The 21,420-nt window shown below is 66.5% G+C and carries 20 protein-coding genes and 1 tRNA gene; 13 read left to right on the plus strand and 8 right to left on the minus strand.

Annotated elements, in window-relative coordinates; translation table 11 throughout:
• Window positions 1-480, plus strand: a complete 480-nt coding sequence (locus AASM09_RS13095) for a tyrosine-type recombinase/integrase (protein ID WP_238378613.1) — start codon at window positions 1-3, stop codon at window positions 478-480.
• A gap of 93 nt (window positions 481-573) precedes the next feature.
• On the opposite strand, the gene AASM09_RS13100 is transcribed toward AASM09_RS13095, so the two are convergent.
• Window positions 574-650, minus strand: a tRNA-Arg gene (locus tag AASM09_RS13100).
• 183 nt (window positions 651-833) lie between these two features.
• Between AASM09_RS13100 and amaB the strand changes: the two genes are divergently transcribed.
• The 7 genes from amaB to AASM09_RS13135 all read left to right on the plus strand — a co-directional run bounded on the left by amaB (window position 834) and on the right by AASM09_RS13135 (window position 7,490).
• Complete coding sequence (gene amaB / locus AASM09_RS13105) at window positions 834-2,366, plus strand: L-piperidine-6-carboxylate dehydrogenase (RefSeq protein WP_049398541.1); 1,533 nt, start codon at window positions 834-836, stop codon at window positions 2,364-2,366.
• Window positions 2,367-2,406: 40 nt separating this feature from the next.
• A complete protein-coding gene (locus tag AASM09_RS13110) occupies window positions 2,407-3,216 on the plus strand; it encodes an SDR family NAD(P)-dependent oxidoreductase (protein ID WP_049431028.1) in 810 nt (269 codons plus the stop codon).
• Window positions 3,217-3,375: 159 nt separating this feature from the next.
• Entirely contained in the window at window positions 3,376-3,660 is a 285-nt protein-coding gene (locus AASM09_RS13115; RefSeq protein WP_049431031.1) for a DUF4190 domain-containing protein, read from the plus strand.
• 5 nt (window positions 3,661-3,665) lie between these two features.
• Entirely contained in the window at window positions 3,666-4,436 is a 771-nt protein-coding gene (locus AASM09_RS13120; RefSeq protein ID WP_049431035.1) for a class I SAM-dependent methyltransferase, read from the plus strand.
• A gap of 8 nt (window positions 4,437-4,444) precedes the next feature.
• Window positions 4,445-5,500 (plus strand): quinone-dependent dihydroorotate dehydrogenase, encoded by a 1,056-nt coding sequence (locus AASM09_RS13125; RefSeq protein WP_049431038.1) that lies wholly within the window; start codon window positions 4,445-4,447, stop codon window positions 5,498-5,500.
• 8 nt (window positions 5,501-5,508) lie between these two features.
• On the plus strand, window positions 5,509-6,570 hold the full coding sequence (gene murB / locus AASM09_RS13130; RefSeq protein ID WP_049431056.1) for a UDP-N-acetylmuramate dehydrogenase: 1,062 nt from the start codon (window positions 5,509-5,511) through the stop codon (window positions 6,568-6,570).
• A gap of 32 nt (window positions 6,571-6,602) precedes the next feature.
• Entirely contained in the window at window positions 6,603-7,490 is an 888-nt protein-coding gene (locus AASM09_RS13135; RefSeq protein WP_049431043.1) for a DMT family transporter, read from the plus strand.
• A gap of 181 nt (window positions 7,491-7,671) precedes the next feature.
• Here the strand turns inward: AASM09_RS13135 and AASM09_RS13140 are convergent, their stop codons facing one another.
• From AASM09_RS13140 to AASM09_RS13150, 3 genes are all read right to left on the minus strand, one after another.
• Window positions 7,672-8,679, minus strand: a complete 1,008-nt coding sequence (locus tag AASM09_RS13140) for an aminoglycoside phosphotransferase family protein (RefSeq protein WP_100443601.1) — start codon at window positions 8,677-8,679, stop codon at window positions 7,672-7,674.
• A gap of 99 nt (window positions 8,680-8,778) precedes the next feature.
• Window positions 8,779-9,813: a DUF418 domain-containing protein gene (locus AASM09_RS13145; protein ID WP_049430701.1), complete on the minus strand. Its 1,035-nt coding sequence runs from the start codon at window positions 9,811-9,813 to the stop codon at window positions 8,779-8,781.
• Window positions 9,810-10,400 carry a TetR/AcrR family transcriptional regulator gene (locus AASM09_RS13150; RefSeq protein ID WP_049430703.1) on the minus strand — a complete coding sequence of 197 codons (591 nt, stop codon included), beginning with the start codon at window positions 10,398-10,400 and terminating at the stop codon, window positions 9,810-9,812. The genes AASM09_RS13145 and AASM09_RS13150 overlap by 4 nt, the downstream gene beginning before the upstream one ends.
• Window positions 10,401-10,543: 143 nt before the next feature.
• Between AASM09_RS13150 and AASM09_RS13155 the strand changes: the two genes are divergently transcribed.
• Window positions 10,544-10,969, plus strand: coding sequence for a DoxX family protein (locus tag AASM09_RS13155; protein WP_049430705.1), 426 nt, complete (start codon window positions 10,544-10,546; stop codon window positions 10,967-10,969).
• On the opposite strand, the gene AASM09_RS13160 is transcribed toward AASM09_RS13155, so the two are convergent.
• Window positions 10,942-11,745, minus strand: coding sequence for an APH(3')-II family aminoglycoside O-phosphotransferase (locus AASM09_RS13160; RefSeq protein WP_049430707.1), 804 nt, complete (start codon window positions 11,743-11,745; stop codon window positions 10,942-10,944). The genes AASM09_RS13155 and AASM09_RS13160 overlap by 28 nt on opposite strands.
• 220 nt (window positions 11,746-11,965) lie before the next feature.
• Here AASM09_RS13160 and AASM09_RS13165 point away from each other — a divergent pair, with 220 nt between their 5' ends.
• Together AASM09_RS13165 and AASM09_RS13170 are read left to right on the plus strand one after the other, a co-directional pair.
• A complete protein-coding gene (locus tag AASM09_RS13165; protein ID WP_049430710.1) occupies window positions 11,966-12,682 on the plus strand; it encodes an SDR family NAD(P)-dependent oxidoreductase in 717 nt (238 codons plus the stop codon).
• Between the two features lie 95 nt (window positions 12,683-12,777).
• The gene (locus AASM09_RS13170) at window positions 12,778-14,724 is read left to right on the plus strand and encodes an EAL domain-containing protein (RefSeq protein WP_049430711.1); all 1,947 of its coding nucleotides are present in this window, start codon (window positions 12,778-12,780) and stop codon (window positions 14,722-14,724) included.
• Here the strand turns inward: AASM09_RS13170 and AASM09_RS13175 are convergent.
• Window positions 14,721-15,332 carry a TetR/AcrR family transcriptional regulator gene (locus AASM09_RS13175; protein ID WP_049430713.1) on the minus strand — a complete coding sequence of 204 codons (612 nt, stop codon included), beginning with the start codon at window positions 15,330-15,332 and terminating at the stop codon, window positions 14,721-14,723. The two genes, AASM09_RS13170 and AASM09_RS13175, sit on opposite strands and share 4 nt — an antisense overlap.
• 104 nt (window positions 15,333-15,436) lie before the next feature.
• On the opposite strand from AASM09_RS13175, the gene AASM09_RS13180 reads away from it, so the two are divergent.
• A complete protein-coding gene (locus AASM09_RS13180; protein ID WP_049430715.1) occupies window positions 15,437-16,513 on the plus strand; it encodes an MBL fold metallo-hydrolase in 1,077 nt (358 codons plus the stop codon).
• Between the two features lie 83 nt (window positions 16,514-16,596).
• Here AASM09_RS13180 and AASM09_RS13185 read toward each other — a convergent pair whose 3' ends face one another.
• Window positions 16,597-16,893 (minus strand): hypothetical protein, encoded by a 297-nt coding sequence (locus tag AASM09_RS13185; RefSeq protein ID WP_152906597.1) that lies wholly within the window; start codon window positions 16,891-16,893, stop codon window positions 16,597-16,599.
• A 225-nt stretch (window positions 16,894-17,118) separates the two neighbouring features.
• Between AASM09_RS13185 and AASM09_RS13190 the strand changes: the two genes are divergently transcribed.
• Window positions 17,119-20,238, plus strand: coding sequence for a discoidin domain-containing protein (locus AASM09_RS13190; RefSeq protein WP_049430717.1), 3,120 nt, complete (start codon window positions 17,119-17,121; stop codon window positions 20,236-20,238).
• Window positions 20,239-20,430: 192 nt separating this feature from the next.
• Here the strand turns inward: AASM09_RS13190 and AASM09_RS13195 are convergent, their stop codons facing one another.
• On the minus strand, window positions 20,431-21,408 hold the full coding sequence (locus AASM09_RS13195; RefSeq protein WP_049430720.1) for an ABC transporter substrate-binding protein: 978 nt from the start codon (window positions 21,406-21,408) through the stop codon (window positions 20,431-20,433).
• Window positions 21,409-21,420: the final 12 nt, after the last annotated feature.

Here is a 21,420-nt window from a genome sequence, read left to right on the forward strand (position 1 = left end):
ATGCGCAAGCTGTATCGTGCGAACCCCGGTCGGGCGCCTCTGTGGCTTTTCATGGCCCACACGGGTCTGCGCCGTGGTGAGCTGGTTGGACTGGGCAAGGATTCGGCGGCAGGGAGCAGACTCAGGGTCGAGAGCGAGCCAGACGAAGATGGCCAGGGGCGCACGAAGTCAGGCAAGTGGCGCGAGGTGCAGCTTAACCGGTATGCGCGCTGGGCGCTGCGCCGCCTACCCGATCCGCTGGTGGCCGTGCACAAAGACACCGTATCCGACTGGTTCGCGTCCGATGCCAAGCGGGCTGGGATCGGCGGCAGCCTCCACCGGCTACGGCACACCTTCTGCGCCCACGTGGTGATGGCCGGAGTGCCATTGCGAAGGGTGCAGATTCTGGCCGGCCATGCCGATTACGCCACGACCGAGAAGTTCTACGCCCATCTGACGCCTGAGGGCGACGATGGCGCGGTGGCGAAGCTCAGGTACTGAGCAGGAGCGCTGGGCCTACTGGGACCAAATCCTGTGGATATGCGGGAAACAGTGGGAAATGCTCACCACTGAGTCCGCCTAAGTTGTTGATTCTGGTGACCCCGGCCCGATTCGAACGGGCGACCTTCCCCTTAGGAGGGGGACGCTCTATCCAGCTGAGCTACGGGGCCATGCAGCCGGGAAGTTTACAGGCAACACACCCTGCCCTCCAAGCATTCGTGCTCCACACGGCGGCGCTGGCGCGTTGCACCATGGCCGGACAGGCCGCTCTGCTACCATCGGCGATTCAGTTCATCGCGCCCCCCACCTGCCCGCGATGGCACCAAACAACGTAACGAAACACAGGAGTCTGCATGTCTTCCGAGCTGCTCAAGTCCCTTGGCCTGGACGCGATCAACGCTGGCACGTACCTGGGCAACGGGGAGTGGTCGAGCGCGACCAGCGGTGAGCTGATCACCCCGGTCAACCCGACCACCGGCGAGCCGATCGCGCAGGTCCGCGCGACCACCGAGGCCGAGTACGAGACCGTCGTCGCCCGCGCCCAGGAAGCCTTCAAGGTCTGGCGCACCACGCCGGCCCCGCGTCGCGGCGAAGCCGTGCGCCTGTGCGGCGAAGCACTGCGCAAGCACAAGGACGCCCTGGGTTCGCTGGTGGCGCTGGAAATGGGCAAGAGCAAGCCGGAAGGCGACGGCGAAGTGCAGGAGATGATTGACATCGCCGATTTCGCCGTGGGCCAGAGCCGCATGCTGTACGGCTACACCATGCATTCCGAGCGCCCCGGCCACCGCATGTACGAGCAGTACCACCCGCTGGGCCTGGTCGGCATCATCTCTGCCTTCAACTTCCCGGTCGCGGTGTGGAGCTGGAACTCGTTCCTGGCCGCCATCTGTGGCGACGTGTGCATCTGGAAGCCGTCCAACAAGACGCCGCTGACCGCCATCGCCTCGCTGAAGATCTGCAACGACGCCCTGCGCGAAGCCGGTTTCCCGGACATCTTCTTCCTGATCAACGATGCGGGCACCGCGCTGTCGGAAAAGATGGTCGATGACCGTCGCGTGCCGCTGATCAGCTTCACCGGCTCGACCCAGGTCGGCCGCACCGTCAACGAGAAGGTCGCGCGCCGCCTCGGCCGCTGCCTGCTGGAACTGGGCGGCAACAACGCCATCATCCTGGACGAAACCGCCGACCTGAAGCTGGCCGTTCCGGGCATCGTGTTCGGCGCCGTCGGCACCGCCGGCCAGCGCTGCACCACCACCCGCCGCCTGATCGTGCACCGCTCGATCTACGCCGACGTGCTGGCCACCCTGGTCAAGGCCTACAAGCAGGTCGAAGGCAAGATCGGCGATCCGACCGATGCCGCCAACCTGATGGGCCCGCTGAACAGCGACGGTGCCGTGCAGCAGTTCCTCGATGCCATCGCCCAGGCCAAGGCCGCTGGCGGCACCATCGAAACCGGCGGCACCCGCATCGACCGCGCGGGCAACTTCGTTCTGCCGGCCATCGTCTCCGGTCTGAAGAACAGTGACGCCGTGGTCCAGCACGAGACCTTCGCACCGATACTGTACGTGATGCCGTACGACAGCATCGACGAAGCCATCGACATGCAGAACGGCGTGCCGCAGGGCCTGTCGTCCTCGATCTTCACCCAGAACCTGAAGACCGCCGAGAAGTTCCTGTCGGCGGCCGGTAGCGACTGCGGCATCGCCAACATCAACATCGGCACGTCCGGTGCGGAAATCGGCGGCGCGTTCGGTGGCGAAAAGGACACCGGCGGTGGCCGCGAGTCGGGTTCGGATGCGTGGAAGGTCTACATGCGCCGCCAGACCAACACCATCAACTATTCGGACTCGCTGCCGCTGGCCCAGGGCATCAAGTTCGATCTGTGATGCCTTCTGTAGTGCCAGGCCATGCTCGGCAGGATGCGCCATGAACACCGTTGGAAATGCAGCCGAGCATGGCTCGGCTCTACAAGGTCGCAAGCCGGTGATTGATTTCACCGGCCGCCGCGTGCTGATCGCCGGCGGCAGCAAGGGCATTGGCCGTGAAATGGCGCTGGCATTCGCTGCTGCCGGTGCGCAGGTATCGGCCTGCGCCCGCGGACAGGCCGGGCTGGACGCCCTGCAGGCCGACGCCCATGCCCAAGGCACGTCGCTGCACACGTTTGCCACCGATCTGGCCGACATTGGCCAGATCCAGGTGTGGCTGGACGCTGCCGCCAACGCACTCGGCGGCATCGATGTGCTGGTCAACAACGCCACCGGCTACGGCATGGCCGATGACGAAGATGGCTGGGCCGCCAGCCTGCAGATCGATCTGATGGCGGCGGTGCGGGCCTCGCGCCTGGCACTGCCCTGGCTGCGCGCATCCAGCGATGCCTGCATCCTCAACCTGTCCTCGATCGCCGCACAGCAGCCACGCCCCGGCGGCGCACCCTACGCCGCCGCCAAGGCCGCGCTGTCGCACTACACCACCTCGCAGGCACTGGCGCTGGCCAAGGACCGGATCCGGGTCAACGCCATCGCACCCGGTTCCATCGAATTCGACGATGGCCTGTGGGATCGCCGCCGCACCGAAGACCCCGCGCTGTACCACGGCACCGTGGCGAAGATCCCGTTCGGCCGCTTCGGCCATCCGCGCGAGATTGCCGACGCGGCCCTGTTCCTGTGCTCGCCGCTGGCGCGCTGGATCACCGGCCATGTGCTCAATGTGGACGGCGGCCAGGTGTTGATGGGCTGAATCTGTAGAGCCGAGCCCACGCTCGGCTAGCGCGCGAGGCGCGGTCGACACTGCATTGTCCAGGGTCCAGCCGAGCATGGGCTCGGCTCTACAGGGCGCTGCCCATGGGATTGCCCGGGCAGAGGCACTATCATGTGCACACTGCCAAGGAGGACCCCGATGAGCGTGGCACCCCGACAGACAAGCGCCCTGGCCGTAGTCAGCCTGGTCATGGGCATCGCCAGCTGGACCGTCCTGCCCTTCGTGGCCAGCATCGTGGCCATCGTCACCGGCCACATGGCCCGCGCCGAGATCCGCCGCCGCCCGCAGGAACTGGAAGGCGATGGCCTTGCCGTCACCGGTCTTGTGCTGGGCTGGGTGATGGTCGGCGCGGTAGTCGCCGCCATCCTGGTCTTCATCCTGTTCTTCGGCGGCCTGGCCTGGCTCGCCGCGATGTCGAACTGATCGCCATGACCGTTTCCGACAGCACTGAACGCTTCAGCAGTCGCGTCGCCGATTACGTCCGCTACCGGCCCGACTACCCGCCCGCCCTGCTGGAGTGGCTGCATGGCCCCATGGGCGTGGGCCACGAGGCCGTGGTCGCCGACATCGGCGCCGGCACCGGCATTTCCAGCCGCCTGTTCCTGGCCACCGGCCATCCGGTCATTGCGGTGGAACCGAACGCCGCCATGCGCGCTGCGTCCGAGCAGTGGCTGGCACCGCAGTACCCACGATTCAGCGCTATCGACGGCCGCGCCGAGGCCACCGGCCTGGACGATGCCAGCGTTGACCTGGTCAGCGTCGCGCAGGCCTTCCACTGGTTCGATACCGTAGCGGTGCGCGCCGAGTGGCAGCGCATCCTGCGCCCGGGTGGCCAGGCACTGATCTACTGGAACTCGCGCCTGCTCGATGCCAGCCCGTTCCTGGTCGGCTACGAACAGCTGCTGCTGGACTACGGCACCGACTACACCGCCGTGGCCGAGCGCTACCAGGACGACGCCACCATGCAGGCCTGGTTCGGCGCCGGGCTGCGCGGCATGGTGCAGCTGCCGAACGTGCAGTACCTGGATCTGGATGCCCTGCAAGGGCGCCTGCTGTCCTCCTCCTATGCCCCCCAACCCGGTCACCCGCGCCATGCGCCGATGATCGCCGCTCTGCAGGACCTGTTCGCCGCCCACGCGGTCGACGGCCAGGTTGCTTTTGAATATCGAACCCGAGCCTTCCTCGGCACGCTGGACTGAACCGACGCATGTATTCGCTTGCCCGCCCCTTCCTGTTCTCGCTCGACGCCGAGCGCGCCCACGGCCTCGGCCTGTCCGCAATGGACCTGGCCTATCGCACCGGCACCACGCCGCTGCTGGCCGCCCGCATCGCGCCGATGCCGAGCACCGTGTTCGGGCTGACGTTCCCCAATCCGGTCGGCCTCGCTGCTGGCCTGGACAAGAACGGCGAGCATATCGATGCGCTGTTCGCGCTGGGCTTCGGCTTCGTCGAAATCGGCACCATCACCCCGCGCCCGCAGGCCGGCAACCCGCAGCCGCGCCTGTTCCGCCTGCCGGAGCACAACGCGATCATCAACCGCATGGGCTTCAACAACGCGGGCGTGGATGCGCTGGTGCGCAATGTCGAACGCGCGCGCAACCGTCGCGGCCTGCTCGGCATCAACATCGGCAAGAACAAGGACACCCCCAACGAACAGGCCGTGGACGATTACATCGCCTGCCTGGACAAGGTGTATCCGCTGGCCGACTACATCACGGTCAACATCTCCTCGCCCAACACCGCCGGCCTGCGTGAGCTGCAGGAAGAGACCGCACTGCGCCAGCTGGTCAGCCAGCTGCGTGACCGCCAGGAAGCCCTGGCTGCGCAGCACGGTCGCCGCGTGCCGATGCTGGTGAAGGTGGCGCCGGACCTCAGTGAACGCGACATCGATGCCGCCGCGCGCGTGCTGGGCGAACTGCAGGTGGACGGCGTGATCGCCACCAACACCACCATCGACCACAGCAAGGTGGCCGGCGATCCGCTGGCCAACGAGGCCGGTGGCCTGTCCGGCGCGCCGGTGCTGGAGCAGTCCACGCTGGTGCTGCGCCGCCTGCGTTCGCGCCTGCCCGAATCGGTACCGCTGATCGGTGTCGGCGGCATCCTGTCCGGTGCCGATGCCGTGGCCAAGATGGCCGCCGGCGCCGCGCTGGTGCAGTGCTACAGCGGCCTGATCTTCCGTGGCCCCGCCCTGGTCTCCGAATGCGTGGAGGCGATCCGTCGCCGCCGCGAAGCGCCGAGCCGCGGCGCGGTGGCGCCGCTGTGAGCGCGCCCATGGACACCACCGATGCAGCCGCACCGCTGCGCTGGACGCTCACCCGCAATGCGCCCCTGCAGGCACTGAACACCTTCCATGTGCAGGCCAGCGCGGCACAGCTGCTGGAACTGCACGACGCTGCCCTGCTGCCGGAAGTGCTGGCGCTGCCCGAAGTGGCCAGCGGCCCACTGCTGGTGCTGGGCAGCGGCAGCAACGTACTGATCGCAGAAGACCTGCCCGGCACCGTGCTGGTGTTCGGCAACCGCGACATCAGTTTCCTTGAACACCGCGCCGACCATGCGGTGATCCGCGCCGGCGCCGGTGTGCCCTGGCATGGCCTGGTGATGTGGTCGCTGCAGGAAGGCCTGTCCGGCCTGGAAAACCTGGCCCTGATTCCCGGCACCGCCGGTGCCGCGCCGATCCAGAACATCGGTGCCTATGGCGCGCAGGTTGGCGAATTCATCCAGTCCGTCGAGGCCTGGGACTGCCAGGAACAGGCCTGGGTGCGGCTGGACAACGAACAGTGTGGCTTCGCCTACCGCGACAGCGTGTTCAAGCAGCAGATGGACCGTTACCTGATCACTGCCATCGAGCTGAAGCTGCCATTGCTGCATGACCTGCGCATGGACTACGCCGGCATCCGCGAGGAACTGCAGGCACAGGGCGTGGAACTGCCGGGTGCGGTGGACGTAGCCAATGCGGTGATCGCGATCCGCCGCCGCAAGCTGCCCGACCCGGACGTGCTGGGCAATGCCGGCAGCTTCTTCAAGAACCCGGTGCTGCCGCTGGAACAGGTTGACGTGCTGCTGCAGCACTTCCCCGACCTGCCGGTGTTCCCGTCCGACCAGGACGGCAAGCGCAAGGTTTCGGCGGCCTGGATGATCGAGTCCTGCGGCTGGAAGGGTTTCCGCGAAGGCGATGCCGGCGTGGCCGCCAGCCACGCGCTGGTGCTGGTCAACCATGGCAACGCCAGCGGCGCTGAACTGCTGGCACTTGCACGCCGCATCTCGGCCTCGGTGCTGGAGAAGTTCGGCGTGCCGATCGAACCGGAGCCCCGCCTGCTCGGCGCCCAGTGGTGAGCACCCCCGCCCTCTCCCCAAGCGCCACTCCGATGCGGGCGGCGCTGCTGATGCTCGGCAGTACGATGGCGTTCGGCCTGATGGCGGTGGCGATCCGCTATGCCACGCGCTACGTGCCGACCCAGGAAGTAGCGTTCTTCCGCAACGCCTTCGGCCTGCTGGCCCTGTTGCCGATGCTGTTGCGCCCGGGCCATGCGCCGCTGAAGACCCAGCAGCTGCCGCGCTATTTCGTGCGCAGTGCGATCGGCCTCGGTTCGATGCTGTGCGCGTTCTGGGCGCTGGGCCACCTGCCTTTGGCGCAGGCGGTTTCGCTGTCGTATTCCACGCCGCTGTTCGTCACGATTGCCGCCGTGCTGTGGTTGGGGGAAACCGTGCGCGTGCGGCGCTGGGCTGCGGTCGTGGTCGGCTTCATCGGCGTGCTGGTGATCGTGCGGCCCGGTACCGCGGGCTTCACCGCGGGCAGCTTGGTGGCGGTGGCTGCCGCCGTGCTCAGCTCATTGGTGGCGATCCAGATCAAGCAGCTGACCCGCGTCGACAGCGCCGACACCGTGGTGCTCTACACCTACGTGTTCTGGGTACCCCTGTCGCTGGTGCCGGCCCTGTTCGTCTGGGTCTGGCCGACCGGCATCGCCTGGCTGTGGCTGCTGGCCACCGGCGTACTCGGCACTATCGGCCAGCTGCTGTGGACGCGGGCACTGCGGCTCGGTGAAGTCTCGGCACTGACCCCGATCAGCTTCCTGCAGCTGCCGCTGGTAACACTCTTCGGCTGGCTGTTGTTCAACGAAAGCGTGGATCGCTGGACGCTCATCGGCGCCAGCATCATCCTCGCCGCGAACGCCTACATCGCCCACCGCGAAGCGGTGTTGTCGCGGCGTGCCGCAAGTGCGGCGGCCTCGGCAGCGGCCAAGCCCGCAGAATGAAAACCACCTGCATGGACAACCCATGGGTCGTGCACGGACAGGCTGCGGGTAGAGTCGACTGTTAGTCGACTATCGCGCGCATCGCGGGCATTGCTGGTTCATTCGAAGAGCAGTCGACTAACAGTCGACTCTACCCGGGCGATCCTGGCAACCCGGGGCGATCCTGGCAACGGCCCGGAACCTACGCCAGCGCGCGATACGCACGCTCCGCAGCATCGAACACATTGCCCGGCGCGAACTGTTCGCCCAGATAGTGCAGCGACTGCCGCCGCAATGGAGGCGAACGCTCCTCTCCATCGCTGCCCAGCAACACCTGCTGGAACTCGATCAGGTCCTGCAGGATGCGCCAGTGCCGGTACCACGCGATCCAGCGCGGGTCGCCGCGGTCGCTGCCATAACCCTCCTCGAAGCCCAGCGGATTCTCACGCCCCCAGCGCCCGCCAACCGCGGCACCGATGAACATCAGGTCACGCTCACGCGGGGCCAGCGACAGGCCGTCCCAATCGATCAGGTGCAGGCCACCGTCATTGCCCATCAGCAGATTGCCGGCATGCAGATCGGTATGACACAGGTGCAGGTCAACCGGAACCTCCTGCAATGCCGCGTGCAGCTGCAGTGCCTGCGCGTGCAGCGCGGTGATGCGCGCATGCTGCCGGTCCCATACGGAAACGAATGCACGGCCCAGTCCATCCTTTGCAGCCGCAAGGCCCTCGCCGGCCAGCCACTGCCCAACGGTCTCAAGTGCCGCAGTTTCCAGCCGCGTGGTCGGAAGCGCACCCTGCAGTTCGGTCGGCAGCTGAGACGCGTGCAGGCGCCGCAGCACCTCGCCCAGGCGCCGCCACTGCCCATGGCTCAACGCCGCCTCGAACCCGGACTGGCCTTCGATGTAAGGGAACAGGGTGAACTGCAATCCCCAACGCTGCACCGACGCGCCACCGGTCAACGCCGGCCACGGGGCAACGATTTCATCGATGCCCAGCGTACCGCGCAGCCAGTGCAGGCTGTCCCATACCGCCGGATCAACCTGGTACGTGCGGCATTTCAGCCACCATTGCCCGTGGCGCGCGTCCACACGATACACGCTGGCATTGGCGTCGGCGCCCACCGGGCGCGGCACCACGGCGGTGGCGGTAATGCCATAGGATTGTTGCAGGACTTCGCCGAGATGCTGCGCCGAAGCGAATGACATGGATGCAAGCGGAAAGTAATACCTGCCGCCACTATCGCAGATGCGATCGCCGCGACACAGACATGTCCGTCACAACATCACCTCGGCGCGACCAAAGGACTAGCCCGCGATGCGCCGCATCATCGCTTCCAGCGGACCGCGTGCGAACCGCCACGACCACAGCCACGCCGCGCCTGTCGCCAGCATCAGGAACAACAGCGCCCACAACAGCACCGACGCAAGCGAAGCACGCCCATCAAGCAGGCCAAGGCTTTCCAGTGTTCCCATGCCCAGCAGGATGTGGCCGACATAGAGCGTGAGGGTCATGCGCCCTGCCGCCGTGAACGGCTCCAGCCAGTCGCCCGGATGTACCCGTGCCAGCCACAGGCAGGCGGCGATGACACTGCAGGCCGCGCCCGCACCGGTAAGCACGTAGGCGGGGCCCGGCGGCATCGGTTGCGTACCCAGCCACGCCTGCCATGGCGTTCCCTGCGCAAGATGCTGCACGCCCTGGCCGGCACCGATCAACAGCACGCCCAGCACCAGCAGTGCACGCTGCACCCGCGGTTGCGACAACTGCAGCCGCGCCAGCAACATGCCCAGCAGGAAGAAGCACAGCCAGGGCAGCAGCGGATGGAAGCCATTGAACAGCAGGTTGCGCGCGGCACCTGGCCATTGCCAGAGGCCGGCGTACTCCAGCGTCTGCCAGTTCCATCCCTGGCTGTAGTCCCAGTGCAGCAGCGCCCAGAACGAACAGGCGGCAAGGCCAACAATGCTGGCCAGCAATACCTGCGGGGAGGCGCGCAGCCACACCACGGCCAGCGCGAAGTACACCGCGTAGTAATGCAGGATGTCGGCGGGGAACACGGTCAGATTGAGCAGGCCCAGCACCAGCAGGAACAGCGCGCGCCGCAAGGTCTGCACGCTGGCTGGCCACCATTGCTGCCGCTGCGTAGCCAGCACCAGGCCAAGACCGGCCAGGGTGACGAAGGTCGCCGACGCCTTGCCTTCCAGCAGATGGAAGAATCCCGCCAGCCAGCCCGCTTCTTCAGCGGGACCGGCCATCGCCAGGCGGAAGTTGACCAGCACCATGCCGGCCAAAGCCAGGTAGCGAGCCAGATCAAGGCCGTGCAATCGCCGGTCATCGGCGCTCATGCGCGTGCCCCGAGCAGCCGCGCGAGCAGGCCAAGATCCAGCGATGCCCCATCGGTGCCATCGGCTTCGCCCAGCCCCCGACGCAGTGCATCGCTTTCGATGGCATCCAGCAGCACCTGAGCCTGCAGTGCCGCTGCCAGCACGGGACGCCGCCGCTCGCGCTGAGCCACCTGCTGCAGGGCTTCGGCCAGCGTCGCCTGCAATTGCCTGCGATTGGCCGCAAATGCCTCGGCCACGGCTGGATTGCGTGCGCTCTCGGCCAGCACTTCGACGGCAAGCGCCGCCCATTCCGGCTGGCGGCACAGTGCGTGGAAGTCCTGAAGGAAAACCAGTACCTGTGCACGCTCGCCATTGGACGCGACCAGTCGCTGCAACAACGGTGCCAGTTCTTCGCTCTCGGCCACCGCCACTGCGAGGATGATCGCTTCCTTGCCCGGAAAGTGGTTGTAGAGATTGCCCAGGCTGACGCCGGCCGCCTGCGCGATGTCACGCATGCTGGTCTGGTGAAATCCCTTTGCGAGGAAGCACTGCAGTGCCGCCTGCAGGATCAGGATCATGCGCTGCTCATTGCGGTCGATTCTGCTCATGCCACAAATAGTGAACGAACGTTCGTCCGTTTTGAAGAGGGTAGCCCGGCCACCACCGGGCTTCGTTCAGGCAGCCTTGACCTCAACCGCTGTTGAGGCCCGATGCTGCCCGCCCTGCCCAACGCTCAACCCGGAGCTGCTGCATGCCACGGATGATCTCCACCCTGCTCGACAGCCGCGCGCTGTGGTTCCTCGCCCGCCTGCTGTTGGCCGTGGTGTTCCTGTCCTCGGGCCTGGCCAAACTGATGGCGTGGGACAACAGCGTCGCCGAGATGCAGGCGGCCGGGCTGCACCCACCTGCGCTGTTCAACATCGCCAGCGCCATGGTGCTGCTGGGCGGCTCACTGTGCCTGCTGCTCGATCGCCTGCTGTGGCTGGGCAGCGGCGCACTTGCGGTGTTCATGCTGTTGACCATCGTCATCGTGCACACCTTCTGGGCCAAGCAAGGTGCAGAACAGCAACTGGCCCTGTTCTTCGCGCTGGAACACCTGAGCGTGGTGGGTGGCCTGATCTGCGCAGCCATCGCAAGCCGTGCGCGGTCTCAGAAGAACTCGTCAAGCAACCGATAGAATGCAAGCCGCCGCTCATCAGGGACCGCACCGTAGCGCCGGAACAGCGTGGCGACACAGCGGGTCTCACCGGAATTGTGGACCAGGCTGCGCGCGGCCAGGGCCAGGTCCTGATAGCGGTCGGCCACGCCCAACCGGCCACAATCGATGAAGCCGGTGAACCGCCCATCGGCCACCATCAGGTTGGGCAGGCAGGCATCGCCATGACTGACCACCAGGTCTTCATGAGCGGGCCGGGTAGCGCGCAGCTCGGCGAAAACCTGCTGCGGGCTCTGGCCCAGCCGCTCGTCGTCGAAGTCATCGGCATCGACCAGCCCCGCCTCGACGCGTGCCTGTGCGGCCTGCAGGCGCGATGCCAACCGCTGGTCGAACGGGCAGTTGGCTACAGGCACGGCATGCAGCCCACGCAGTGCGTCAGCCAGCAGTTCTGCCACCTGCCTCGGCGCGAGCTCCGGCGAGGAGGCCAGGTCGCGGCCGGGCAGCGCGCTCATCAACAACCAGCGCCGACCGCCCTCCTCGGTCGTGGCAATCACCGTCGGCGCCGACTGCCCCTGCGCCTGCAGCCAACGCAGCCGGGCGATCTCATCACCCAGTTCACTGAAGGCATCGATCACTTCCGATTTCAGGAAGGCATCCGCCTGGCCCGATCGATGGACGCGGGCGACGTCGGCACGCGACACACCGATCGACTGCCGTTCGATGTATGCGTCGGTCAGCATTTCCTGCCATGCCTGCGGCAGCTGCATCCCGCAGGGGACCGCTTCGTTTTCGTCCATGTGCATTCAACGACCCAGGCAGGTGGATGGCACTGCCGATTGTCGCGCACCCTGCCGGTTCGCGCCCATCCCTGCAAAGGTGCGCCTGGCGTGGCACAGTGCTGAACGGAATGAGTACGCCGACGCGCACGCAATGGACGAATTGCCGCGCGCCGTCCACAGTAGCCGGCCCCGTACAGGCAGCAGCGGCCGCTGCAACTCCCAACGACAAGGAAGCAGCATGAAGTTGATGGTCATCGGCGCCAGCAGGGGCCTGGGGCGGGCATTCGTTGAAGGCCTGTGCCAACCCGGCGATACCGTTGTCGGCGTCTCCCGCAGTCGCCCGCGCGAAATCCAATGCCCTGCGGGCGTCACCCTACAGTGGATCGAAGCCGACCTGGCCCAACCAACCCTGGCCGCCGACCATATCGCGACGCAGGCACCAGCCGATATCGACGTGCTGATCCACAATCTGGGCATCTGGGAAGCGAACGCCTTCAGCGACGATTACGCCTTCCTCGATGAATCCGACAGTGCCCTCGCACAGCTGATCGACGTCAACGTCACCGCCACCCTGATGCTGCTGCGCCGCCTGCTGCCTCGCGTGCTGCAGGCATCGCGCCCGCAACTGGTGCTGACCGGCTCAACCTCGGCCCTGCCACGCAGCGGCCGCCCGGAAGTGGCGTTCGGCGCTTCGAAATTCGCACTCAACGGCATCGCCGACGCATTGCGCGAAGGCTTCCGTGATCGACGCCTGGCGGTGACCAGCCTGCAGCTGGGTTATCTCAATACCGACGATGCACTGTCGGTTCCCGTGGCAGCGGCGGCAGCGCGCGGCGATGGCGAACTGGTGCCGGTGCACGACGTGGTGACCATGGTGCGTGCGCTGCTGCAGCTGTCGCCGTCCGGCTTCGTACGTGAACTGGTACTGCCCGCCATCGCCGACCCGCGCTACTGACCCCAGGGGCAGCGCAGCGCACTCGCGGTGGCCGCACAGGCGGCCGTGGTTTACCCTGCTCCTCACTGGCCGTCGGTCACAGGCGGGAACCTGCTATGGATGCGCTTTCACGGGTTGCGGCCCAGGTCCTGGACAGCGCCCTGCCCAGCCTGCCGCTGTACCTGCTGCAGGCCACGGCGGTGATCGGCATGATCGGCGTGCTGCTGATCGCCACCCGTCGCGCCGGCCACGCCATTGAAGGCCGCCGCCTGTACGTAGGCGTAGCGCTGGGCCTGATCTACCTGTTCAACTCGTGGTTCGTGGCCCGCTATACGCAAGGGGTGGTCAAGCTCCATCTGGGCTTCGACATCCTGCTGGTCAGTGGCCTGCTTGGCGGCTGGCGCGGCGGCCTGGCCTGCCTCGGCGCCAGCCTGCTGGCCCGCTACCAGTTCGCAGGCACGCTGTACTTCCTGCCTGCTGGCCTGGAGGCCGCACTGCAGATGTTGGCAGGCGTCTGGCTGCGCAGGCGCCTGCACCCGCGCATGCTCAATGAACTCTCGCTGCGCATGATCCTGCAGGCCTGGGGCGTACGCATCGCCGTCACCGCGTTCGGCCTGGCCCTGGGCGTGGCGATCATCGGCGCCGACCTGCTGCCGGTGGAAGAGCTGGCGATCCAGCGCCTGCTGGCGCTGCCGCTGTCACTGCTGATGCTGGGCGCGGTGTTCGCACTGGTCTACAACGATGCGCAGATCGACGTGCAGCGCCAACGCGAACAGGCCTGGCTGCGTATCGATCCGATCAGTGGCCTGCCCAACATGCGCGCGCTCGGCGAACGCCTGCAGCACTTCTGGCGCGACAACGACGGCATCGGCAAGGCCTGCCTGATCGTGGCCGAGATGGGCAACCTGCGCGATCTGCGCCTGCGCTATGGTCCTCTGCAGGACAACGGCCTGTGGCAGCGCGACACCACCGACGAGGTGCATCGGTTGCTGCCCGCGCTGCCGACCGGACAGCTGGAGATCCATCAGTTCGGCGACGCCGCGCTGGCGATCCTGGTACGCGACCTGACCCTGCCCGAACTGCGCACGCAACCACAGATCACCGAGCTGGCCAGCAACCTGGCTGACCGGGTCGGCCGTGACTGGCCGGGCTTCCGCCCGTTGTTCCGCTGCGCGGTGGTGGAGCTCAAGCCCCCAACCCCTGAAGACGACGGCCACCTGCCGTTCCGCGCGATCACCCTGGCGCTCAGCGCGATCGAATCGGGCGTGGTGTTCTTTGATGACCCGATCCAGCGCGACAGCGAGATCGACGCCCTGATCGAGAGCTCACTCGAACGCTGGTTGCAGCAGGGGGATGCGCCGCTGTGCTACCAGCCCAAGCATCGCCTGCAGGATCGCCGGCTGGTCGGCGCCGAAGCACTGCTGCGCATGCGCGATACCGAGGGCAGGATGATCGCACCGATGCGCGTGATCTCCCTGCTGCGTCGGCATGGGCGGTTGGCCGAACTGGAATGGGCCACGCTGCAGTCGGCCATCCATTTCCTGCAGCAGTGCCGGCGTGATGCCACAGCATTGACCGTTGCCGTCAACGTTTCCGCCGAGTCCCTGCGCCAGCCCGGCTTTGGCCAGCGCCTGCAGGAACTGCTGCAGCTGCACGATGTGCCTGGTGAGATGCTGCGCCTGGAGATTGTCGAATGGACCGAGATCGTCGAGCGCGACGTGGTCGATGCCAACATCGCGCAGTTGCTGGCGGCCGAGGTCACCTTGTCGCTGGATGATTTCGGCGCCGGCTATTCAACCCTGATCCTGCTTTCGCAGCTGGCCATTGCCGAGGTCAAGATCGAACAGGCGCTGATCGCCACGCTGTCCGACGCCAAGTCGCAGTCGATCGTGCGCTTCATCGTCGAAGTCGCGCACCGCTGCGGTGCGGTTGTCGTGGCCGAGGGCACCGAGACCCTGGCGCAGGAACAACAACTACGTGCACTTGGCGTGGATGTCGGCCAGGGCTATCTGTACTCGGCAGCGCTGCCGGCCGACGAGTTCCGCCGTTTCGCCGCCAACTAGACTGCGTAGAAGCCCAGGAACATCGCCACCGCCGACTCGGCCACGCGTGCACGCTCATGCGCATTCAACGGCGCCTGCCCCATCGTCACCTGCGGCCAGAACGCGAAGCTCTTCACCAGGCCGTGCAGCTGGTGGCCAGCAAATTCCGGATCAACCTCGCGCAGCCGGCCATCGGCGATGGCCGCGCGGATCCAGGCACTCTCGCCGCTTTCCTTCTCGCCCATGCGACAGACGATGGCCTGCGCGCGCTCCGGCGAATGGATGATCTCGGCCATCGCCACCCGCGCCAGATCGATGAAGTTGGCATCGCTGAGCAGTTCCAGCTTCTGCCCTACCAACTGCAGCAGCTGCGCCTGCAGCGTCTGGTCAGGCCGGTACGGCAACGTATCACTGGCTACGCTGCGTTCCCACAGCTCCTCCAGGATCATCGAGAACAGCGCTTCCTTGCTCGGGAAGTGGTTGTAGACGGTGCGCTTGGAGACCCCGGCCACCTCGGCAATGCGGTCCATGCTGGTCGCCTCGTAGCCCGAGGCACGGAACTCCTCCACCGCCGCGCGCACGATGGCTTCGCGTTTGCGGTCGGTCAGGCGTTGCGGGGCACGGGGCATGGCGGAAACCGGATAGCTGAACGGACACCGACATTTTACACCCGTCAGTGTACTTTTCAAAAAACGGAAACTACACTGTGCAGTGTACTCAGCGGACGTCACCCATGAAGCGCCTGCTCCTTGTCCTCCTGCTTGGAATCCTCGCCGTGACCGCCTACACCTTCTGCAAGTCCTGGTCCCTCCCCGACTTCCCCGACTCGCCGCAGTACCGCGACGGCAAGTTCCGCAACGCCCTGCCGAAGCCGGCAATGGGCCTGCGCGACGGCCTGGAGATCTGGTGGACCTTCCTGTTCAACAAGCCCAAGGGCACCGTGCCCAATCATCCGATCCCGGTGCAGCCGCTGGACCGTGCCACGCTGGACGCTGCGCCGGACCGCAGCCTGTTCCGCATCGGCCATTCCACGATCCTGTTGAAGCTTCGCGGCCAGTACTGGCTGACCGACCCGGTGTTTTCCGAGCGCGCCTCGCCGGTCCAGTGGATGGGACCGGCCCGCTTCCATGCGCCGCCGATCAGCATCGACGAGCTGCCGCCGATTGCCGGCGTGATCCTCTCGCACAACCACTACGACCACCTCGACCACGCCGCCGTGATGCAGTTGGCCGGCAAGACCGCGCGCTTCATCGCACCGCTCGGCGTGGGTGACCAGCTGATCGCCTGGGGCGTGGACGCCGCCAAGGTCGAACAGCTGGACTGGTGGCAATCCACCGAAGCCAACGGCCTGCGCCTGACCGCCACCCCGGGCCAGCATTTTTCCGGCCGCGGGCTGGGCGACAGCGACCGCAGCCTGTGGGCGTCGTGGGTGATCCAGGACGGCGACTTCCGCATCTTCTTCAGCGGCGACACCGGCTACTTCGACGGCTTCAAGGCCATCGGCGAAAAGTATGGCCCGTTCGATCTGACCATGATCGAAACCGGTGCGTACGACCCGCGATGGGCGTTCGTGCACATGCAGCCGGAACAGACCCTGCAGGCGCACCTGGACCTGCGCGGCAAGTGGCTGCTGCCGATCCACAACGGCACCTTCGACCTGGCCCTGCACGCGTGGCAGCAGCCGCTCGAGCGCATTACCGCGCTGGCGAAGGCAAACAACGTGCCGGTGGCCACCCCGATGATGGGTGAAGCGCTGGACATGCAGTCGCCGCAGGCGGGCACGCGCTGGTGGGAGACGGTGGAGTTGTAACCGGCGTGACGGGGCGTCATGTATCCCAAGGCCCTGTAGAGCCGAGCCATGCTCGGCTGCTTCTGAAACGTGTTCAGTGGAAGTCAAGCAGGCTCAGCTCTGGCGAAACTGCAGGTAGAGACGCTGGCAGCATTGCTGACATCAGAATGCACCGCTATCAACTCGGCTTCCGGGAGCGCCTTCTGGACCTGCGCGCATGAGTCACGCGCGACATCGTTTGCGGCCGTTCCCTCTCGCCAGAATCGCAACGCCAAGATGCCCGGCAAACCGCTGCCCAGCAATGCATCGTCACATCCCGACTCTGCAAGACATCGCTCAAATGCACTGAGATCTTCTCCGGTATCGGGCACCCGATACATCAGCGTGAAGCTGAATTCCATCATCAATCCATTTCAGACCTGAGGTCGCTATCAATCAGCGTATGACCTAGCCGGCAGGCGTCCAGAGCCACATGCGTCAGTCCCATCGATGAATCGTGACTCAAGCCCACGAAGGAGGCGACCGGGGATCATCCGCAACCTATTGCAACGCGTCATGTAACCGATTACATACCTTGCTAGCGTAGCGCTCGCCCGATACCGGTCGAACCTGCGAGGCTGTCCGTAATGACGTTGCGCGCCGAACGCTCCAAGGTCTCCCGCTCAGCCTTCCCGTGGCAATCTGCCGCCACCCTGCTGTTGGCCGCCCTCGCCGCTGCCGCACAGGCACAGCCCCTTCCCCCCCGCAGTCAATGGCAGGCCAGCAGTTCCTCGCAGCAGGTGCCGGCGATGGCGATCAGCCACCTGATCGACGGCGACCCGAAGACCGTCACCGGCGGCGCCTTCAGCCCCGGCCACTGGTTCCAGATCGACCTGGGCGCGCCCACCCTGCTGGCCGGCGCGCGCCTCACCTGGGATGTCTCCAATCCGGAAGGCTATTCACTGCAGACCTCGCTGGATGGCACGCAGTGGCAGACCGCGTACACCATGGCCGATTCGCTGGGCGACGTTGAAACGCTGTACTTCGCACCACGCCAGGCACGCTACCTGCGGCTGGCCAGTCCACGGCGCACCTCCGACTGGGGCGTGTCGATCTTCGAGATGGAGCCACTGGACAGCACACTCAGCGCGCGCATCGGCGGTGTCGATGCGACGCAGGCAGCCGCACTCTGGCAAGGCGGCAGTCCGGTCGCCTTGCCGACCGGGAAAGGTGGCAGCCACACGCTCGACATCACGCTGCCGCGCACGCAATCCACGGCTGGCCTGGCAGTGGAATGGGCCGACGGCGCGCGCGGTGCGGCCCGCCTGCAGGCACAGGACGCCCAAGGCCGCTGGCAGGAACTGACCCACGATGCGCAGGCGGCAGATCACAAGCAGAGCTGGCTCGCCGCCGATACCGCGCAATCCGTGCGTGCATTCCGCCTGAGCGTGGAGGGTCCTGCACCAACGGTGGCACGCCTGCGCCTGCTCGGGCCGAAGGCGGTGATGACGCCGATGAAGCAGTACCAGATTGCCGCCAGCGGTGCGCAACGCGCGTTGTTCCCGGCCTCGCTGCAGATGCAGCAGACCTACTGGACCGCTGTTGGGGTGCATGCCGGGCGACAGAAATCGATCTTCGACGAGTACGGCAACCTGGAAGCGTTCAAGGGCGCGCCGCTGGTGCAGCCGATCTGGCGCAGCGCCAGTGGGAGCACTGCAGGTGCCGCCGGGCAGAACGTGCAGCATGCTTTGCGTGATGGCTGGAAGCCGATGCCCTCCGCCACCTGGTCGCCGCAGCCTGGGCTGGAACTGCGCAGCGAAGTGTTCGCCATCGAACGTGATGGCCAGCCGGTGACCTTCCTGCGCCACCGCCTGCACAACACCGGCAGCACCAGGATCGAAGGCACGCTCAGCCTTGTCGTGCGCCCGATGCAGATGAATCCGCCGTGGCAGAACGGTGGCCTGTCGCCGATCCGCGACGTTGCTGTAGACCGTCAGGCCGTGCGCATCAATGGCCGCACGTTGTTGTATTCGCTCACGCCGGTATGGGCGTCTGGTGCGGCGCCCTTCGGCAAGGAGGGGGCCACGGAAATCACCTCGGCCCTCGCCGTTGGGAAGCTGCCTTCCACCCAGCAGGCACGCGATGAGCAGGGTCTTGCCGCCGCCGCTATGGACTACCGTATCTCGCTGGATCCGGGTGCCAGTGATGCCGTCGTGGTTGCCTTCCCGCTGGGTACTGCCGCCGCCGATACCAAGGGTGTGCTGCCCGAGGCACCACCGCTCGATCTGGCCTCGCTGCCGCGCGACGCCAACACGGCATTCGACACCCTGGCCACACAGGCCTCTGCGGACTGGCAGGCACGGCTGGGCCAGGTCGGCCTGCGCCTGCCCGATCCCTCACTGGTGGACATGCTGCGCGCGCAGGCCGCCTACATGCTGATCAACCAGACCGGCCCAGCCATGCAGCCTGGCCCGCGCAACTACAACCGTTCCTTCATCCGCGACGGCATGGCCACCTCGGCGGTGCTGCTGCGCATGGGCGAAGCCCGCGTAGCGCGTGACTACCTGGCCTGGTACAGCAAACACGGAGTGCATGCCAACGGCCTGGTCTCGCCCATCCTCAACGACGATGGCAGCGTCAATACCGGCTTCGGCTCTGACATCGAGTACGACAGCCAGGGCCAGTACGTCGCGCTGGTGGCCGATGTCGCGCGTCTCGATGGCGGGCCCGGGTCGGTGCGTGCCTATCTGCCGAAAGTGAAGGCGGCGCTGCGTTTTCTGCAGGAACTGCGCGAGCGCACGCTGGTGCCCGGCTACAAGGCCGACCAGCCAGCGCCGGAGCGCTTCGCCGGCATTCTTGCGCCATCGATCAGCCACGAGGGCTATCCCTCGCCCACCCACAGCTACTGGGATGACTACTGGGGACTGAAGGGCTGGCACGACGGCGCGTGGCTGGCTGAATCGCTGGGCGACCACGAGACTGCGATGTGGGCACGGGAACAGTACAAACTGCTTTACGACGCGCTGCACGCCTCGATCCGGGCGACGATGGCGTGGAAGGGCATCGACTTCATTCCCTCCTCGGCCGACCTGGGCGATGGCGATCCCACCGGGGTATCGATCGCGCTGGATCCGACCGGCGCACAGAGCGTGCTGCCCGCCGAAGCGCTGCGCATCACCTTCGCCCGCTATCTCGATGACGTGCGCAAGCGCAGCCAGCCCGGCGCGCTGTACGCCTACACGCCATACGAGATCCGCAATGTGCTGAGCTACGTGCACCTTGGCCAGCCACAGGTGGCCGACGAGCTGCTGCAGGGGCTTCTGCACGATCGGCGCCCGCTTGAGTGGCAGGTGCTGGCCGAAGTGGTGCATTCGCGGCTGCGGTTCCCGCGCTATCTCGGCGATATGCCCCATACCTGGATCGGCGCCGAGTACGGCCGCACGCTGTTCGGCATGCTGATGCGCGAAGACGATGATGCGCTGTCGCTGCTGCCAGGCACGCCGCCGTCGTGGGTGGCGGGCGATGGCTTGGCGGTGGAACGCCTGCCGACGGCGTATGGCACGTTGCAGATGCAGGCGCGGCAGCGCGACGGCGTGCTGACGGTGGCGCTTGGCGAGGGGCTGCGCAACGGGACGGCGGTGAAGGTCTGGTGGCCGGCGCGCACGATGCCGAAAACGGTGCGTGTGGATGGACGTAGCGTTTCCGACTTCGATGCCGAGGGTGTGCGGTTGGCGAAGCCCTTCAAGACGCTGGAGGCGCGTTGGTAGAGCAGCCGAGCATGGCTCGGCTCTACAGAAGGCAGATTCCGCGAGTAGATCCACGCCATGCGTGGATGCTCTTGTAGAGTCGAGCCATGCTCGACTCGTCGCGAGCCGCGCGAACCGCGCGAACCGCGCGAACCGCAGCCGAGCATGGCTCGGCTCTACAGAAGCGGAGGTAGCGCCGGGCCACGCCCGGCGTCACTGCAGCGTCGGCAACCCCGGTGGATTGGTCTGCGACTGCGGCACCGCTTCCTCGGCCACATTCCAGCGCTTCAGCGCCTGCGCATAGGTGCCGCTGCCGATCTGGGTGTTCAGCGCCTGCGTCACCGCCTCGGCCAGGCCACTGCCCTTGCGCGTGGTCACCGAGATCGCCGCGGCGTTCGGCCAGCCACCGGGGAACAGGCCCACGCGCCGAACCTTGCCATCGCGTGCCGAGTACGCGCCGGTGGCATTGGGCTCGAACGAGACATCGGCGCGGCCGGTGATCACCGCCAAGCGGCCGACCACCGCGTCGTCGAAGTACTGGTACTCCACCGGCTTCAGGCCCGCGGCGATGTTCTGCTGATCCCACTGACGCAGGATCTGGTCCTGGTTGGTGCTGGCGCCCACCACCACCTTCAGCCCCGCGACATCCGCCGGCTTCTCGATCTTCTGGATCGGCCCATCAGTGCGCGTGTAGATGCCCAGCAGGTCGTAACGATAGCTGGAGAAATCGAATTTCTTCTTGCGCTCCTCGGTGACCGTCACATTGGACAGCACCGCATCGTACTTGCCCGATTCCAGCCCCAGCGGCCAATCGGGCCAGGCCACCGGTACGATCACCAGCTTCAGGCCCAACCCATCGGCGATCAGCCGCGCGATGTCCGGCTCGATGCCGACCACGTCCTTGCTGTCGGCACCATAGTCGGCCAGCGGCAGCTGCCCCGGATGAGTGGCCACGGTGAACGTACCGGGGGTGACGAAGCGATAGTCGGCCGGGATCAACGCCTGCGCCTTCGGGTCAAACGTGCCCTTCAGCACGGCTGTGTTCGCACCGGCCAGGCTGGTCGCGGCCACGGCGCCGGCATCCGGTGCCTGGCGTACGCGCGAATAGACGATACCGGCGATGCCGATGACCAGCACGCCCACGATCAACAGGGTGCTGCGCGAGGGGCGACGCGGTGCTGCAGGGCTCATGGTGTTCCTTCC

Source organism: Stenotrophomonas maltophilia (genome assembly GCF_039555535.1).
GTDB lineage: Bacteria > Pseudomonadota > Gammaproteobacteria > Xanthomonadales > Xanthomonadaceae > Stenotrophomonas > Stenotrophomonas maltophilia_Q.

Bases quoted from the DNA above. Each gene is read 5' to 3' on its own strand.
- AASM09_RS13115 (WP_049431031.1), top strand. From the start codon at position 3,376: ATGAGCGTGGCACCCCGACAGACAAGCGCCCTGGCCGTAGTCAGCCTG.
- AASM09_RS13195 (WP_049430720.1), bottom strand. From the start codon at position 21,408: ATGAGCCCTGCAGCACCGCGTCGCCCCTCGCGCAGCACCCTGTTGATC.
- AASM09_RS13125 (WP_049431038.1), top strand. From the start codon at position 4,445: ATGTATTCGCTTGCCCGCCCCTTCCTGTTCTCGCTCGACGCCGAGCGC.
- murB (WP_049431056.1), top strand. From the start codon at position 5,509: ATGGACACCACCGATGCAGCCGCACCGCTGCGCTGGACGCTCACCCGC.
- AASM09_RS13095 (WP_238378613.1), top strand. From the start codon at position 1: ATGCGCAAGCTGTATCGTGCGAACCCCGGTCGGGCGCCTCTGTGGCTT.
- AASM09_RS13120 (WP_049431035.1), top strand. From the start codon at position 3,666: ATGACCGTTTCCGACAGCACTGAACGCTTCAGCAGTCGCGTCGCCGAT.
- AASM09_RS13155 (WP_049430705.1), top strand. From the start codon at position 10,544: ATGCCACGGATGATCTCCACCCTGCTCGACAGCCGCGCGCTGTGGTTC.
- amaB (WP_049398541.1), top strand. From the start codon at position 834: ATGTCTTCCGAGCTGCTCAAGTCCCTTGGCCTGGACGCGATCAACGCT.
- AASM09_RS13180 (WP_049430715.1), top strand. From the start codon at position 15,437: ATGAAGCGCCTGCTCCTTGTCCTCCTGCTTGGAATCCTCGCCGTGACC.
- AASM09_RS13185 (WP_152906597.1), bottom strand. From the start codon at position 16,893: ATGGAATTCAGCTTCACGCTGATGTATCGGGTGCCCGATACCGGAGAA.
- AASM09_RS13165 (WP_049430710.1), top strand. From the start codon at position 11,966: ATGAAGTTGATGGTCATCGGCGCCAGCAGGGGCCTGGGGCGGGCATTC.
- AASM09_RS13135 (WP_049431043.1), top strand. From the start codon at position 6,603: ATGCGGGCGGCGCTGCTGATGCTCGGCAGTACGATGGCGTTCGGCCTG.
- AASM09_RS13170 (WP_049430711.1), top strand. From the start codon at position 12,778: ATGGATGCGCTTTCACGGGTTGCGGCCCAGGTCCTGGACAGCGCCCTG.
- AASM09_RS13140 (WP_100443601.1), bottom strand. From the start codon at position 8,679: ATGTCATTCGCTTCGGCGCAGCATCTCGGCGAAGTCCTGCAACAATCC.
- AASM09_RS13175 (WP_049430713.1), bottom strand. From the start codon at position 15,332: ATGCCCCGTGCCCCGCAACGCCTGACCGACCGCAAACGCGAAGCCATC.
- AASM09_RS13145 (WP_049430701.1), bottom strand. From the start codon at position 9,813: ATGAGCGCCGATGACCGGCGATTGCACGGCCTTGATCTGGCTCGCTAC.
- AASM09_RS13110 (WP_049431028.1), top strand. From the start codon at position 2,407: ATGAACACCGTTGGAAATGCAGCCGAGCATGGCTCGGCTCTACAAGGT.
- AASM09_RS13190 (WP_049430717.1), top strand. From the start codon at position 17,119: ATGACGTTGCGCGCCGAACGCTCCAAGGTCTCCCGCTCAGCCTTCCCG.
- AASM09_RS13150 (WP_049430703.1), bottom strand. From the start codon at position 10,400: ATGAGCAGAATCGACCGCAATGAGCAGCGCATGATCCTGATCCTGCAG.
- AASM09_RS13160 (WP_049430707.1), bottom strand. From the start codon at position 11,745: ATGGACGAAAACGAAGCGGTCCCCTGCGGGATGCAGCTGCCGCAGGCA.